This is a genomic window from Cognatiyoonia sediminum, assembly GCF_900129845.1.
Taxonomy (GTDB): domain Bacteria; phylum Pseudomonadota; class Alphaproteobacteria; order Rhodobacterales; family Rhodobacteraceae; genus Cognatiyoonia; species Cognatiyoonia sediminum.
Window position 1 is genome coordinate 53,737 of sequence record NZ_FQXB01000004.1, and the last position, 15,706, is coordinate 69,442.

At 55.7% G+C, this 15,706-nt stretch carries 14 protein-coding genes; 11 read left to right on the forward strand and 3 right to left on the reverse strand.

Annotated elements, in window-relative coordinates:
* The first annotated feature begins 66 nt into the window (after positions 1–66).
* The 5 genes from BUA85_RS12515 to BUA85_RS12535 are packed head-to-tail and all read left to right on the forward strand — an operon-like array spanning position 67 to position 6,409.
* A complete protein-coding gene (locus BUA85_RS12515) occupies positions 67–1,398 on the forward strand; it encodes a M16 family metallopeptidase (RefSeq protein ID WP_072901630.1) in 1,332 nt (443 codons plus the stop codon).
* On the forward strand, positions 1,398–2,708 hold the full coding sequence (locus BUA85_RS12520) for a M16 family metallopeptidase (RefSeq protein WP_072901632.1): 1,311 nt from the start codon (positions 1,398–1,400) through the stop codon (positions 2,706–2,708). The genes BUA85_RS12515 and BUA85_RS12520 overlap by 1 nt, the downstream gene beginning before the upstream one ends.
* Positions 2,709–2,751: 43 nt before the next feature.
* A complete protein-coding gene (gene mutL / locus BUA85_RS12525) occupies positions 2,752–4,575 on the forward strand; it encodes a DNA mismatch repair endonuclease MutL (protein WP_072901634.1) in 1,824 nt (607 codons plus the stop codon).
* Positions 4,572–5,744, forward strand: coding sequence for a DNA recombination protein RmuC (locus BUA85_RS12530; protein WP_072901637.1), 1,173 nt, complete (start codon positions 4,572–4,574; stop codon positions 5,742–5,744). The genes mutL and BUA85_RS12530 overlap by 4 nt, the downstream gene beginning before the upstream one ends.
* A 5-nt stretch (positions 5,745–5,749) precedes the next feature.
* Positions 5,750–6,409, forward strand: a complete 660-nt coding sequence (locus tag BUA85_RS12535) for an HAD family hydrolase (RefSeq protein ID WP_072901639.1) — start codon at positions 5,750–5,752, stop codon at positions 6,407–6,409.
* Between the two features lie 58 nt (positions 6,410–6,467).
* On the opposite strand, the gene BUA85_RS12540 is transcribed toward BUA85_RS12535, so the two are convergent.
* A complete protein-coding gene (locus tag BUA85_RS12540) occupies positions 6,468–7,118 on the reverse strand; it encodes a ChrR family anti-sigma-E factor (RefSeq protein WP_072901889.1) in 651 nt (216 codons plus the stop codon).
* A gap of 8 nt (positions 7,119–7,126) precedes the next feature.
* Positions 7,127–7,648: a sigma-70 family RNA polymerase sigma factor gene (locus tag BUA85_RS12545; RefSeq protein WP_072901888.1), complete on the reverse strand. Its 522-nt coding sequence runs from the start codon at positions 7,646–7,648 to the stop codon at positions 7,127–7,129.
* A gap of 258 nt (positions 7,649–7,906) precedes the next feature.
* On the opposite strand from BUA85_RS12545, the gene BUA85_RS12550 reads away from it, so the two are divergent.
* From BUA85_RS12550 to BUA85_RS12570, 5 genes are read left to right on the forward strand one after another with little or no spacing between them, the layout of a single operon-like run.
* Positions 7,907–9,205, forward strand: a complete 1,299-nt coding sequence (locus tag BUA85_RS12550) for an NAD(P)/FAD-dependent oxidoreductase (RefSeq protein ID WP_072901641.1) — start codon at positions 7,907–7,909, stop codon at positions 9,203–9,205.
* Entirely contained in the window at positions 9,202–9,954 is a 753-nt protein-coding gene (locus BUA85_RS12555) for a DUF1365 domain-containing protein (protein WP_072901643.1), read from the forward strand. The genes BUA85_RS12550 and BUA85_RS12555 overlap by 4 nt, the downstream gene beginning before the upstream one ends.
* Positions 9,951–11,177: an MFS transporter gene (locus BUA85_RS12560; RefSeq protein ID WP_072901644.1), complete on the forward strand. Its 1,227-nt coding sequence runs from the start codon at positions 9,951–9,953 to the stop codon at positions 11,175–11,177. The genes BUA85_RS12555 and BUA85_RS12560 overlap by 4 nt, the downstream gene beginning before the upstream one ends.
* 4 nt (positions 11,178–11,181) lie before the next feature.
* Entirely contained in the window at positions 11,182–11,757 is a 576-nt protein-coding gene (locus BUA85_RS12565; protein ID WP_072901646.1) for a DUF3833 family protein, read from the forward strand.
* A complete protein-coding gene (locus BUA85_RS12570; RefSeq protein ID WP_072901647.1) occupies positions 11,757–12,494 on the forward strand; it encodes an SDR family NAD(P)-dependent oxidoreductase in 738 nt (245 codons plus the stop codon). The genes BUA85_RS12565 and BUA85_RS12570 overlap by 1 nt, the downstream gene beginning before the upstream one ends.
* A gap of 335 nt (positions 12,495–12,829) precedes the next feature.
* Here the strand turns inward: BUA85_RS12570 and BUA85_RS12575 are convergent, their stop codons facing one another.
* Positions 12,830–13,474 carry a histidine phosphatase family protein gene (locus BUA85_RS12575; RefSeq protein WP_072901649.1) on the reverse strand — a complete coding sequence of 215 codons (645 nt, stop codon included), beginning with the start codon at positions 13,472–13,474 and terminating at the stop codon, positions 12,830–12,832.
* A gap of 182 nt (positions 13,475–13,656) precedes the next feature.
* Here BUA85_RS12575 and recQ point away from each other — a divergent pair, with 182 nt between their 5' ends.
* Positions 13,657–15,693 (forward strand): DNA helicase RecQ, encoded by a 2,037-nt coding sequence (gene recQ / locus BUA85_RS12580; RefSeq protein WP_072901651.1) that lies wholly within the window; start codon positions 13,657–13,659, stop codon positions 15,691–15,693.
* Positions 15,694–15,706: the final 13 nt, after the last annotated feature.

Genomic DNA, 15,706 nt, shown 5'->3' on the forward strand with positions numbered 1-15,706 from the left:
GGTGCACTTGAAGGCTGCGTGATCTGACGTAAGTTCAATCCAAAGACAAACGTTCAAGGATTTGTAATGCGCAGATTACTTGCCGCTTTGGCATTGAGCGCCGCGCCCCTGACGGCTGCGGCAGAGGAAGTCACGACTTTTGATTTGGACAACGGCATGGAAGTCGTGGTGATCGAGGATCATCGCGCACCCGTTGTTGTTCATATGCTTTGGTATCGCGTCGGGTCAGCAGATGAGCCGGAGGGCGTTTCTGGCATCGCGCATTTTCTAGAGCATCTGATGTTCAAAGGCACCGATATGCTGGAGGCTGGTGAATTCTCGGCCACCGTTGCAGCCAATGGCGGATCGGACAATGCCTTCACCAGCTATGACTACACGGCTTATTTCCAACGTGTCGCCGCCGATCGGCTTGAGCTGATGATGGAGATGGAAGCCAACCGGATGAACAACCTTCAGATCACCGATGCAGATGTGATCCCCGAACGCGGCGTGATTTTGGAAGAGCGTAATCAACGCACTGAAAACAGCGCTGGGGCATTAGCGAATGAACAGTTCCGTGCGGCCTTGTACCAGAACCATCGTTACGGTGTCCCAATCATCGGTTGGCAGCACGAGATGGAGCAGTTGGACCTGCAAGACGTTCTCGATTTCTATGATCTCTACTATGCGCCAAACAACGCGATCTTGGTTGTCGCCGGCGATGTGGAGCCGGATGAGGTCAAAGAATTGGCGGAGAAGTATTATGGCGTCCTTCCTGCGGAGGCGAACCTGCCAGAACGTGAACGCCCGTCAGAGCCGCCACATCGGGCGGAACGTCGCTTAACGTATGTGGATCAACGCGTCTCGCAGCCTTACCTGACGCGCACGTACCTTGCCCCTGAGCGTGATCCGGGTGCACAGGAAGAAGCAGCAGCCTTGGTCTATCTGGCCGAACTATTGGGCGGGTCGCCCTTTACATCTGCGCTGGGTGTCGCTTTGCAATTTGATACAGATACGGCCGTTTATACGAATGCCGGCTATTCCGGCAGCTCGCTTGATACCAGCACGTTCGGACTGTCCATTGTGCCGTCCGAAGGTGTCACGCTTTCCGAAGCGGAGGCAGCAATGGATCAAGTGATCGCGGACTTTATGGAAGCTCCGATTGATCCGGAGCGGTTGGAGTCCATCCGCACTCAACTGCGCGCGTCAGAGATTTATGCCAAAGACAACGTACAGGGCCTTGCTCGCCGCTATGGTGCGGCATTGTCGCAAAGTCTGACAGTTGAGGATGTGCAGGCATGGCCGGACATTCTTCAAGCTGTGACCGAGGAAGACATCAAAGCGGTGGCTGAAAAGGTATTGGATAGAAAACGGGCTGTGACCGGATGGGTCGTGGCGACAGAAGAGGATGCGATTTGATGCGGCGTTTGTTCCTTTCCCTTTGCTTTGTCTTCGGTGCGACCACGGCGAGTGCTGCGATCGAGATTGAAGAGTTTACCTCACCCGGCGGCATCGACGTCTGGATGGTCGAAGAAGATTCGATCCCCTTCACAGCGCTGGAAATCCGCATTCGTGGCGGTTCAGCGCTGGATGCGCCCGGTAAGCGTGGTGCGACTAATCTGATGATGGCGCTGATCGAAGAAGGTGCGGGCGATATGGATGCGCAGGCGTTCCAGACAGCCCGTGAAAACCTCGCCGCGAGTTACGGTTTCCGCGCGTTTGATGATACGATTTCGATCTCGGCCGAGTTTCTGACCGAAAACCGTGATGAAGCGGTCGCTTTGCTGCGCGAAGCATTGGTGAACCCTCGCTTTGACCAATCCGCGATTGATCGAGTGCGGGCGCAGATCATTTCCGGCATCAATTCGGACGCCAAGAACCCGAACCGTATTGCCGGATCAGCCTTTGATGCAGCGGCCTTTGGTGATCATCCCTATGGCAGTTCCCAAGATGGCACGATTGAAAGCGTAAATGCGTTGACCCGCGAAGACATCTTGGACGCACATGAGGCCGCTTTGACCCGCGACCGCATGTTCGTCAGCGCGGTGGGCGATATCACGCAGGAAGAGCTTGGCGCGCTTGTTGATGATCTCCTGGGTGATTTGCCGGAATCGGGTCCTGCTTTGCCAGAGTATGTCGATTTCGGTCTTGGGCCGGGTATCACGGTCATCGATTATGAAACGCCCCAGTCCGTGGCGCTGTTTGGTCACAAGGGCATCAAGCGCGATGATGACGATTTCTTTGCTGCCTACATCATCAACCACGTCTTAGGCGCGGGTGGTTTTGAATCCCGCCTAACCACCGAAGTGCGCGAAAAACGCGGTCTGACCTATGGTATCGGCACCTATTTGATCCCGAAGTTCCATGCTGAGCTTTACCTAGGATCGGTTGCCTCCTCGAATGAAACCATTGCCGACGCGATTGAAGTCACCAAAGCCGAATGGGCGCGGATGGCCGAAGAAGGCATGACAGCGGAAGAACTGGCCGACGCGAAGAAGTTCATCACGGGCGAATACCCGCTGCGGTTTGATGGCAACGCAGAGATCGCATCGATCCTAGCGGGCATGCAGATGACCGGCTTGCCGTCCGACTATGTGATCAACCGGAATGGTTATGTTGAGGAAGTGACCTTGGATGATATCAACCGCGTTGCGGGTGAATTGCTTGACCCAGAGGCACTGCATTTCGTGGTCGTTGGACAGCCTGTCGGGTTGGAAACAACCGAATAATCCCGCTCGCAGAATCGCGTGGGTTCATGCTACACCTAGTGGCATGAACCTTGCTGACCCCCAAATACAGGCTAGACCCCTCATTCGGCAGCTGGATGAGGCCGCAATCAACCGGATTGCGGCGGGTGAAGTTGTGGAACGGCCAGCATCCGCAGTGAAGGAACTGGTTGAGAATGCCATCGATGCAGGTGCGACACGGATTGAGGTTGCAATTGCCGATGGGGGTAAGACGCTGATTCGGGTCACAGATGACGGCTGCGGGATCGCGGCAGAGGATTTGCCGCTTGCCTTGTCACGACACGCAACGTCGAAGATTGATGGCTCCGATCTGCTGAACATTCATAGTTTTGGATTTCGGGGGGAGGCTTTGCCTTCGCTTGGTGCGGTCGGCCGGTTGACCATTACCAGCCGTACTGAAGGCGATGCGGCAGAGATTACCGTTGCGGGTGGTGCAATGTCGGCCGTGAAACCTGCGGCTTTGTCCAAGGGCACGGTGGTTGAACTGCGCGATCTTTTCTACGCCACACCGGCGCGCTTGAAATTCCTGCGCACCGACCGCGCAGAGAACCAAGCGATCACAGATGTGGTCAAACGCTTGGCCATGGCGGAACCGTTCATCGGCTTCACGCTGGTGGACGTATCGGGCGGCGATCGCCGTGTAACCTTCCGCGCTGGTGCCGAAACCGGTGATATGTTCGATGCGTTGCATGGACGCTTGCGTGCGGTCTTGGGCAAAGAGTTTGCGGAAAATGCGCTGCCCATCGACACCGAACGCGACGAGTTTCATCTTACAGGCTATGCCGCTCTGCCGACCTACTCACGCGGCGCGGCTGTTGCGCAGTTCTTGTTCGTGAATGGTCGACCGGTTCGAGACAAGATGCTGCTCGGAGCATTGCGTGCGGCCTATATGGATGTGCTGAGCCGCGACCGTCATCCGGTGGCTGCGCTGTTCATCGATTGTGATCCGACGTTGGTTGATGTGAACGTCCATCCCGCGAAATCAGAGGTTCGGTTCCGCGATCCTGGAACCGTGCGCGGGCTGATTGTGTCTGGCCTGCGCCACGCCTTGGCAGAAGCGGGGCACCGTGCCTCGACCACTGTTGCAACGGCCACTCTAGGCGCAATCCAGCCAGAGAAACCTGCCGCACGGGTGTATCAGATGGACCGCCCCAGCTTCACCGCGCGTTCGATGACGTTTCAGGCGCAAGCTCCCGCGTTCATGGAAGAACCCTCCGCGCGGATTGAGCCGGCGCCTGAGCCGGTTGTGGAAGAGGCCCCGCTAGAGGCCAATCCGCTCGGTGCGGCTCGTGCGCAGGTCCATGAGAATTATATCATCGCGCAGACCGAAGCAGGGATTGTGATCGTTGATCAACATGCCGCTCATGAACGGTTGGTTTATGAAAAGCTCAAGACGCAGATGGCAGAAAACGGCGTTGCCGCGCAGGCGTTGTTGATTCCTGAAATCGTCGAGATGACGGAAAATGAGGCCGCGTCCTTGATGGAGATTGCCGATGACCTCTCGCGCCTCGGCTTAACCTTGGAACCTTTCGGTGGTGGCGCGATTGCCGTGCGTGAAACGCCTGCGATCCTAGGCGAAGTGAATGCCGAGGCTATGATCCGCGACATTCTGGATGAACTGGCGGATCAGGGTGACAGCGCAAAGGTGCAATCGAAAATCGAGGCTATCCTCAGCCGAGTGGCCTGCCATGGGTCGATCCGATCGGGCCGCCGGATGCAGGGTGCAGAGATGAATGCGCTATTGCGTGATATGGAAGCCACGCCGCTGTCTGGCCAATGCAACCACGGGCGCCCGACCTATGTGGAACTACAACTCTCCGACATCGAAAGGCTGTTTGGGCGCACATGATTACGCTTGGTGGTACGACCTATGAATTGAGTGATCCCATCGTTTTGCTGGCGCTGGGCGCTGCTGTCGTTCTGTTGCTGGTTGTGATCCTCTTGATTGTCTCTGTGCGGCGTGCAGGGCAATCGGCGTTGATGACGCAACACCTTGCCAGCCAGATGGGCGGGCTGGGCAGCCGTGTGAATGAGTTGTCGAATGGTCAACAACAGCTTTTCGGTGGTCTTAACTCCGTCTCAGAAGCGCAGGCGCAACAGCAGGCCCAAACCTTGCAACTGATGGAACAGCGCTTGGCGCAGGTGAATGAAGCGATGGGCCAGAACCTATCGGCCAGCGCACAACGCACTGCGCAGTCGCTGGGGGAGCTTCAGCAGCGGTTGCAAACCATCGACAAGGCGCAGGAGAATATCACTAAGCTCTCAGGCGACGTGCTGTCTTTGCAGGACATTCTCTCGAACAAGCAGACCCGCGGGGCATTTGGAGAAATCCAACTCAATGACATCGTGTCGAAGGCCTTGCCGAGCGACAGCTATGCGCTTCAGGCGACCCTATCGAACGGCAAACGGGCGGACTGTTTGATCCATCTTCCGAACCCACCGGGGCCGATTGTGATCGACAGCAAATTCCCGTTGGAGGCCTATGAGGCTTTGCGGAATGCGACGAATGATTGGGAGGTCAATGAGGCGGCGAAGCTCATGCGATCGTCGGTCAAACACCACATCAAAGCGATTTCCGAGAAATATATCCTTGAAGGCGAAACCGCTGACGGTGCGTTAATGTTTTTGCCGTCGGAAGCTGTTTACGCAGAGCTTCACGCCAATTTCCCTGAACTCATCCGCGATGGTTTTGCCGCCCGCGTTTGGATTGTCTCACCAACAACATGTATGGCCACGTTGAACACGATGCGCGCGATCTTGAAAGACGCGCGGATGCGGGAACAGGCGGGGGCTATTCGTAAGGAACTGAGCCTACTTTACGGCGATGTTGATCGACTTGGCGCGCGAGTGGAGAACCTCGATCGCCATTTTAGCCAAGCGGCGAAGGACATCACAGAGATCAAGATCAGCGCGGAGAAGGCTGGAAAGCGGGCGCGCCGGTTGGACAACTTCGATTTCGAAGAACTGGCAAAGGATGATGATCCGAAGGTCGTGCCGCTGGCATCCCCCAAATCATAAATTCCATGTACGCCGCTGCCCTTTTCGACATGGATGGTTTGCTGTTGGACACCGAGCGGGTCTATTTGCGCACGTTCTTACAGGCCGCAGAAGACCTTCGATTTCCGTTTCCAGATGAACTCGATCCGATTTTTCGCCGCATGGTCGGCTTACGCGCAAAAGACAGCGCGCAGATCATGGACGAAAGGCTTGGCGTTCACATCGATGTTGCGGCGTTCAACGAGGCTTGGAGCCACCATACCGTTAAAGCGTTAGAAAAAGAGATGCCACTGCAGGCAACGGTCAGAGAAACATTGCAGCGCGTTGCAGAGGCTAAAGTCCCTTGCGCCGTCGCAACCTCAACCCGAACATTTTTCGCCATTGATCATTTGGAACGGGCGGGAATTGCGGAGTTCTTTGATGTCGTCATCGGCGGGGAGCAGGTGAGCAAGGGCAAGCCAGCGCCTGAAATTTACCTTCGAGCGGCTGAGGCCCTTGGCGTGGATATTACAAAATGCGCAGCTTTTGAGGACAGCAATACTGGCATCCGAGCGGCGGTCGCCTCGGGCGCGCGGGCGGTTCAAATCCCTGATATGGTTGAACCGACAGAAGAGGTCAGAGCGCTGGGTCATTCGATAGCGCAGGATCTTATGGGCGCCGCGCGGCATATCGGGTTGATCAAATAGAAAAGACCCCTGAAATCAGGGGCCTTTTCGGTGCACACTTAGATGGTTTGGAGCTACATCAAATACGCACAAACTTTTGGGCAATACGTGGCAGGAAGGCGTTGAACTTCAACGGGGCGTCCGTTGCCGCGAGGCAAATACAATCCTCGCCCGGAGCGGCGACAGGTGTATGCTGCAAATCTTCGTTTGCAACTTCAACGTCGCCCGCGCTGAACGTGTCCTCTTCGTCAGCAAAGGCCCCCTTCAGAACCAGCGTCAGTTCCGTTCCGTTGTGGCCGTGATCCGGCACCGCGGTTCCGCCTGGGATTTTAAGCAAACGCACCGTGGCATCTTTCGATGTTGGCAAAATCATCTGGCTGACACCGCCACCAATTTTGCGCCATTTCACGTCTTCTAATCCGCCGCCAATATAGTCTTGCAATGGTGCAGGAATGTCAGAGGTTTTCGCCGCTGACTTCGCCTCTTCCTTCCGGAACGCATTATCCGCGATCAATGCAAGCGTTGCTTCAAGGCTGTCTTCTGACAGCTCCACGGGCTCGCCCGACATCATCACTTCGCCGCCAACGGCTTCATACTCTGCCAATGCCGCGCGGCATTCGTCACACATGGAGATATGCGTTGCCACAACAAGGTTGAACGCTTCTGGCAATGTGCCTGCTGCATAGCCCATCAGCAGTTCGTCAGTGAGGTGGTGTTTTATCTGTTTCATCGTCGTCATCATTTCATTGCGTGGCGGAGCCGTTCGAGAGCCAATCTAATACGTGATTTGATTGTCCCTAAAGGCAACCCCGTCTCGGCTGCTATTTCGCTATGTGAGAGATCGCCAAAGTAGGCTTTCTCAATCAACGTCCTTTGTTTCTCGGGCAGCTGGGCCAAAGCTTGACCCAACTGATCTGTTTCTTCTTGTAGGGCCATAGCGTCTGCCTGATCTGGCTCTGCTTCAGGACCCCATGGCAAATCCTCTGGCTCAGGCCGTCGCTGCTTGCGCAGCATGTCGATCCGCCGGTTCCGTGCGATGGTGAAGATCCACGTCGACACGCTCGCTTTGGCCGGATCAAACATATGGGCCTTGCGCCACAGGGTGGCCATTACATCTTGTGCGCATTCTTCTGCCACATCGTGGCTTGCGCCTGACTTCATCAAAAACGATTTCACACGGGGCGCGAAATGGCTGAACAATTCGGCAAAAGCCTCTTTGTCCTGCGTATCGCGCACGGCGTAGATCTGGGTCACCCACATCAGCCGCGTGTTCGCTTCAGTATCCGTCACAGTTTCCGACCTCACGGAACGGCGCTTCACCCCCTGGTGATGCGGTTTGCGGTCCAGAACCAGCTCTGCACCCGCTTTGTCCGTCTCTCGTGATGACATTAACATATAATCGTTACGACGCTAAATTCTTATTGGATCAAACTTTTTTGTGTCCTTCTTTTTCATCCGCTCTACGTCATGGGCCGTAAGAAGCCCAAACCAAGACTTGGGTGACAAGGAAGACCAAATATGCCGTTTGAGACTGGAACCGCAGCGCCACGAAAAATTGCTGTGATTGGGGCTGGGATTTCAGGAATGGGGGCGGCGCATCTGCTGGCCAAAGACCATCGTGTTGTTCTGTTTGAAGCCGAAGACCGTTTGGGCGGCCATGCGCGCACTAAGATGGCGGGGCCAAACCGCGACACGCCTGTCGATACCGGGTTCATCGTTTACAACTACGTGAACTACCCAAATTTGGTGAAGCTTTTCGATCACCTCGACGTGCCGGTAATGAAAAGCAACATGAGCTTTGGCGCGTCCTTTGATGGGGGTCGCTTGGAATACGGGTTGGCAAGCCTCAACGCCTTGTTTGCCACGCGTCGAAATTTGGTCAGCCCGAAGTATTACCGTATGATCCGTGATCTGACGGTGTTCAACAAACACGGGTTAGAGGCCAGCAAAGAAGACGGCATGACCATTGGCGGCTTGATGGAAAAGCTGCGCCTGAGTGATTTTTTCCGCGACCACTACATTTTGCCGTTCTCCGGTGCGATTTGGTCGACGCCCAAGCAAAAGATCATGGATTTCCCAGCTCATGCCTTGCTGAAGTTCTTTGACAACCACGCGCTCCTTGCGGCGACGGGTCAGCACCAATGGTACACCGTGAAGGGTGGTTCAGAGCAGTATGTCGCCCGACTTGGCGCAGACATGGATCGCCGCGGCGTTGACGTCAGATTGGCGGCTCCGATCAATGCGGTGCAGCGCACACCATTTGGTGTTCAGGTTAAGACCTATGGGTCTGAGTGGGAGATGTTTGATGAGGTTGTATTTGCGACACACTCAGACGACACCTTGAAAATGTTGGCTGATCCGACGCCAACGGAACAAGCAACGCTTGGTGCCGTTCGGTATCAGCCGAACAAAGTTGTCCTACACTCCGACACGTCGATTATGCCAAAACGTCGTGCGGTTTGGTCGTCTTGGATTTATACAGAGGATAAAGACAAGAAGACCGATCAGATCGACCTGACCTACTGGATGAACTCCCTACAAAATATCCCGCAAGATCAGCAGTTTATGGTGACATTGAATTCAACCCGCCAGATCCGTGAAGAGCTGATTTGGGATGAATGCACGTTGCGCCACCCAGTTTACGACAACGCCGCCTTGGCCGCGCAAGAACAGGCTGCCGCGATGAACGGATCAAACCGGACTTGGTTCTGCGGAGCGTGGATGAAAAATGGTTTCCACGAGGACGGATTGTCCTCAGCCTATGACGTCGTTCACGCTCTCAATGCGGTTGAGCGTCTGGAAATGGCGGCGGAGTGAACGCGGTCGAACATATCAGTGGGGAGACCTACCACGGTCGCCGCGGCGCGGTGAAAAACGCGTTTCGGTACTCCATTGATTATGTACTTTTGGACGCAGAAGCATTGGTGAAAGCACCCACACTCTTTGCGCGCAACAAAGCCTCTTTGATGTCTCTGCAAGACAGCGACCACGGTGGTCCGCCGAAGGAAGGCAAAGGTGCGCAATGGGTGCGCGACGTCTTGTCGGCGCATGGTATCCATTTGGACGGTCGGATCGAGTTGCTGGCCCAACCGCGTGTGTTGGGGCATGTGTTCAATCCGGTGAGTTTCTGGCTGTGCTATGACGGATACGCGCTCAAGGCCGTGATTGCAGAAGTCACGAATACATTCGGCGACCGGCATTCGTACCTCTGCGCGCATGATGATCTGCGCGAGATCACCAAGGACGAAACGCTACAGGCGCAAAAGCTGATGCATGTCTCTCCTTTTCAACCTATTGAAGGCGGCTACACCTTCCGGTTCGACATAAAAGCGACCGATATACTGATCCACATCGACTATTCCCGCGGAAACGGTGGATTGGTTGCGACGCTGAAGGGCCCGCGCAAGCCACTGACCAACCGGTCGATCCTAGAGGCGGTGGTGCGGCGTCCCTTCGGTTCTCGACGCGTTCTCACATTGATCCATTGGCAGGCGCTTAAATTGTGGTTCAAGGGGGCGACGTTCCGGTCCCAACCTGTGGCCCCGTCCGAAGAAGTGAGCAGATGAACGCGCTTGGTCAGCGGTTGCCGGCCTACAGCCTGTTCGCGGCTGTGATCGCTGCCGCAGGCTTACCAATCTACATCTACGCACCAAAATACTATGCCGACACTTATGGCGTTAGCTTAACGGCGCTTGGTGCGCTTCTATTCGCACTACGCCTATTTGATGTCGTCCAAGACCCTGTTTTGGGCTGGATCAGTGAACGCTTGCGCGGGGGAAAGGCTTTCTGGGTCAGCATGGGCGCGGTTCTTTTGGCCGTTTCGATGTGGGGGTTGTTTGCTGTCGATCCTCTGTTCGATCCGATTTGGTGGTTTGGGTTGACGATTACGGGTCTGTTCACTGCATTCAGCTTTCTGACCATCAATTTCTATGCACAAGGCGTCGGCAAAGCCTCGCAAGTGCACGGTGGACATGTCCGCCTCGCGGCTTGGCGAGAAACAGGTGGATTGCTAGGCGTTTGTATCGCCGCCGTTGCACCGACGATAATGATGGGTTCGACTGAAAACCCCTTTGCCGTTTTCGCAGGTGGCTTTGTTGTCGTCGTCGCTGTCGCCACGCTTTGGATGTGGCCGGAATGGTCGGGGCGAACTGAAACCGAGCCAACCGAAATCAGAGAGATCATTGCCGATCCATTGGCCCGTAGGCTTCTCATTCTGGCTCTCTTCAATGCCACCCCATTGGCGGTCTCCTCCACACTTTTCCTCTTTTTCGTAGAATCCCGCCTCGGCGCTGTCGGTTGGGAAGGCCCGCTGTTGGTCCTCTTCTTCCTTGCTGCGGCGATTTCCGCGCCGCTTTGGTCAAAGCTGGCGCAGCGCTATGGCGCAAAAGGCACACTTTTGACGGCAATGGCCCTCGCAATCCTCTCTTTTGCCTATGCGCTCACTTTATCGACCGGCGATGAAATCCAATTCGCCGTTATCTGCGTATTATCAGGAGCAACCATCGGAGCGGACCTTACGCTTCTGCCTGCGATGTTTGCGCGCCGGATGTCTGTCGTCTCTCCCAACGGCGGACAGGGCTTTGGGCTTTGGTCCCTGGTCAGCAAGTTCACATTGGCCTTCGCGGCGGTGATTTTGCTTCCGATACTAGAGAATGCAGGGTTCGCCGCAGGTCAAACAGACCTGCCAGAAAGCGCCCTAACCACACTGACGGTGCTCTATGCGGGGGTACCGTGCATATTGAAACTCGTGGCTGTCGCCATCTTGGCGACCACGACATTGGAGGAATAAACGAATGTCGTTTCTTCCCTATCTGATCATCGGCGCGGCCCTAATGCTGATCGCCACGTTCTTCAAAGAGCGATACGTCTCATTCTGGGGTCAAAGCTCTGACGACTATGCGGACGGCCCGCAATTCGACATTCGCGAACGGTTCGTCGGCCCGATCCAGTGCGAAGGGATCATCTACGGGCCCACAGGTCGTGTGTCTTCCCGTTTCACGGCGCAGTTCGACTGCACGTGGGAAGGGAATGTCTGCATGATGAAAGAGATCTTTCACTACGACAGCGGCAATGTTCAGAACCGTGAATGGACCCTTACGCTGGGCAATGACGGCGGTATCAAAGCCGAAGCGCCAGATGTGATCGGTGCGGGTAGTGGGCAGCAAAAAGGCTCTGCGGTTCTGTTGAACTACAAGCTGCAACTCACCGAAGAGGCTGGTGGCCATGTGTTGGATGTGACCGACTGGATGTATCTGATGCAAAACGGATCGATCATGAATCGCAGTCAGTTCCGCAAGTTTGGTATCAAGGTTGCTGAATTGGTCGCAACAATGCGCCCAGCAGAACCCAAAGTGATCTCGGCCGAGTAATGCGAAACTGGGCTGGCAAACGCTATTGGCTTGTGGGTGCCAGCGAAGGCTTGGGCCGTGAGCTGGCGTTTTCCCTGTCGCGCGCAGGGGCCGAAGTGATTGTCTCTGCCCGGTCTGAAGATCGGTTGAAGTCGCTTGTGGAAGAGCTTCCAGGCAAGGCGTCCTTTGTGACCGTCGATGTCGCGGACCGCGCGGCAGTTGAGGCTGCGGCGGCAGAAGTTGGCGAGCTGGACGGTGTGGTCTATCTGGCCGGTGTCTATTGGCCGATGAAGGCCTCCGAATGGGACAACGAAAAAGCCGACCTGATGGGAGAGATCAACTTCCTTGGCGCGTCCCGCGTTGTTGGCTCCGTCATGCCGCAGTTTGTGGCTAAGAACGCGGGGCATATCGTGCTGACAGGATCGCTCTCAGGGTTCCGAGGGTTACCGGGCGCGATTGGCTACGCCTCGTCCAAAGCGGGCATGATGGCTTTGGGTGAGTCGATGCAGGCAGATTTGCGCACCTCACCGATTGAGGTTCAACTCGTCAATCCGGGCTTCATCAAGACGAGGCTGACCGACAAGAACGATTTCAACATGCCGTTCATCATGTCCGTCGAAGACGCCGCGAAAGAGATGTTCGATCACATGAACACCGATACGTTCAAAAAGAGCTTTCCGATGGTGTTCTCGTGGGTCTTCCGTCTGTCGCAATTTATGCCGGATTGGATGTATTATCGGCTTTTTGGGGCGAAGTGATGGTCGTGTGATTGGTTGGTGAGTGAGCTAAATCAGCTGACTACTAGTCGCCGTTTTTCCTCAAGAATTTCCAGAATCGGTATAGTTCGTAGCCGATGCAATAAGTCACGAAAATTGATACTACCAACGCAACACTCGGTTGAGAAAGGCGTTCACTTTGAAACGCTAACCCGTATGCCACCAGTAGTGACAAGATTGCCAATCGGGCTAGAGCGTTTTTCATGTTTTGTTTATCCGCAGTGAGCTATCGGTAATCTTTATCGGATAACAGATGATCGTCAAAGTGGCCAAAACAGACTTAGATTCTAGTGACGAGGGATAGACCCAGTTGAGAACTAGTACACCGTTCTAGCATAGGTCCTATCCGCCACATCCAAATGCGGGGCGCTGTTGAAGGTGGCCAGCATTGGTCCGTGATCTGTGACCAAAATCCGGTGAACGGAGGTGTTCATAATCGGCGTGGCAATCTGAGCAAACTTCGGGATCGGTAGGTCGAGCAGCTGCGATACTATCGCAGCGATGACACCGCCGGAAGTCACGCAGAGCACGCGTTTGCCGGGTTGGCGGGCGAGGTTCATGACGTCGGCCACGCGTGTGTTAAACTCTTCCCAGGTTTCATGCCCTTTGATGTCTTTATTCTTCCACGCCTCAAGCGTTTTAGGGAAGTGGGTCACAAAATCATCGGGGCTGAGTTGTTCGAGGCCAAAGACGGATTTCATCTCTGCCGAGAGGTCGTAATAGGCGATCTCGTTGAGGCGCGGATCGATGTCCGTCTCCGTGAACCCCATGTTCGCTAGCGTTTGTTTTTGGCGCAGCAGGCTGCCGCTCATCGCGAGGTCAAAGGGCTGTTCGTGGTCCTTCATCCACGCGCCGAGCCATTTGGCTTGCTGGTGGCCGAGGTCTGACAGGCGGTCGTAGTCTTCTTCTGTGGTGGCCGCAGAATTCGCCTGCCCGTGCCGCACCAAAACAACTTCGCCCATCTCATCCTCCTACCTGAAGGCGAAGAGGTAGAGCGTTGGGTGTGGATTGGCAATGTGGGATGCTTCCGGCGGAGGTATTTTTGCTCAAAAGATTTGGGCGGGTCCGAGGTTTGTGTCTTGTTAAGGATGCCTTCATTTCGGATACTGAGAGTAAGAGCAGAACATGAAGAAACAGGGTTGAAATGACAGCGTTGCAGCTGCTTTCAGACGTATTTGGCTTTGATGATTTTCTCCCCGGTCAGGGTGAGATTGTGGAGGCTGTTTGCGCGGGCCGCGATACGCTCGCCATAATGCCGACGGGCGGGGGGAAGTCACTTTGTTTTCAGCTTCCTGCTTTGGCGCGTGATGGGGTGACGGTGGTGATTTCGCCACTGATCGCCTTGATGCGCGATCAGGTGCGCGGGCTGCAGGAAGCGGGGGTTGAGGCTGGCGCGCTGACGTCCGGCAACACGCAGGAAGAGACCGATTATGTCTGGCAGCGGTTGGAGGCGGGTACGCTGAAACTGCTTTACATGGCGCCGGAGCGGTTGGCGTCGGGCAGTATTGCGCAGATGTTGCATCGGGCCAATGTCAGCCTGATCGCCGTGGATGAGGCGCACTGTGTGAGCCAATGGGGCCATGATTTTCGCCCAGATTACTTGCGGATTGGGGAGCTGCGCGCGGCGTTGGACGTGCCATTGGTGGCGCTGACTGCCACAGCGGATGCGGAAACGCGCGATGAGATCATTGCGAAGCTCTTTGCCAGTCGCAAGGTTGAGGTGTTTCTGCGCGGCTTTGACCGACCCAATATTCATTTGGCCTTTGCAGCCAAGGACCAACCGCGCCAGCAGACTTTAAATTTTGCGACCGCCCGGAAAGGTCAGTCGGGGATTGTCTATTGCGGGACGCGGGCCAAGACCGAAACGCTCGCGCGGGCTTTGGCTGAGGCGGGGCATTCGACATGCCACTATCATGGCGGGATGGAGGCTGAGGATCGGCGTGAGGTGGAACGACGGTTCCAGCAAGAGGACGGTTTGATCGTTTGCGCGACCGTGGCCTTTGGGATGGGCATTGATAAGCCCGATATCCGCTGGGTCGCCCATGCGGATTTGCCGAAGTCGATTGAGGCCTATTATCAGGAGATCGGGCGCGCGGGGCGCGATGGTGCGCCGGCAGAAACGCTGACACTGTTCGGACCTGACGACATCCGTTACCGCAGGCAGCAGATCGACGAAGGGCTTGCTCCGCCAGAGCGGCGGGATGCGGATCATGGGCGGTTGAATGCTTTGCTGGGATTAGCGGAAGCTTTGAGTTGCAGGCGGCAGAGCCTGTTGCGGTATTTCGGCGAAGAAGCGGAGCCGTGTGGCCATTGCGATCTGTGTGAGAAGCCACCCGAGGTCTTTGATGGCACGCAGCCGGTGCGGATGGCATTATCTGCGGCCTTGCGGACGGACGAACGCTTTGGCGCAGGGCATCTGATCGACATTCTGCGGGGCACGTCGACCGATAAGGTGCGCGAACGCGGGCATGACGCTTTGCCGACTTTTGGTGTTGGCAAAGAGTATGACAAGCGCCAGTGGCAGGTGATCTTTCGACAGATGATGGGGCATGATCTATTGCGCCCAGATGCGGAGCGGCACGGGGCTTTGGTGATGACTGATAAGGCGCTGCCGCTTTTGCGGAACGAAGCTCAGATCGAGTTGAGGCTTGATACCGTACGGACAGCTAAGACCGGCCCGAAAGTGCGCATGATGGTGAGCGAGGACGACGCGCCGTTGCTCTCTGCGTTAAAGGCAAAGCGCCGGTTCTTTGCGGAGCGGATGAATGCGCCCGCATACATCATCTTTAATGATCGCACGCTCATTGAGATGGCAGAAAAGAAGCCGCGAAACCTCGATGAGATGGCCCAGATTGGCGGCGTTGGCGCGAAGAAGCTGGAAAGCTATGGCAAAGCGTTTCTTGAAGTGATTGCGGGTGCTCAAGAAGACATGCACCCAGCGCGGCGCAAACTTGCGGGACGCGGTGAGGGCGCGGTTTATGATCAATTGTTGGCGGTGCAGGCAGAGCTTGCGCGGGGCGAAGATGGGACAGGGAAACCGATGACCTGTTCCGCGTCGATGTTGGCGAAAGTGGCCAGTTTGCGGAATGCGGATTTGCAGGCTGTGACGCGGCTAATCGGAGAGAAATATTCTGAGCGGTTTGGACAGGCTTTCGTTGATGTGCTGGTTGAGAATGCGTGATCTTGCTGCTCTG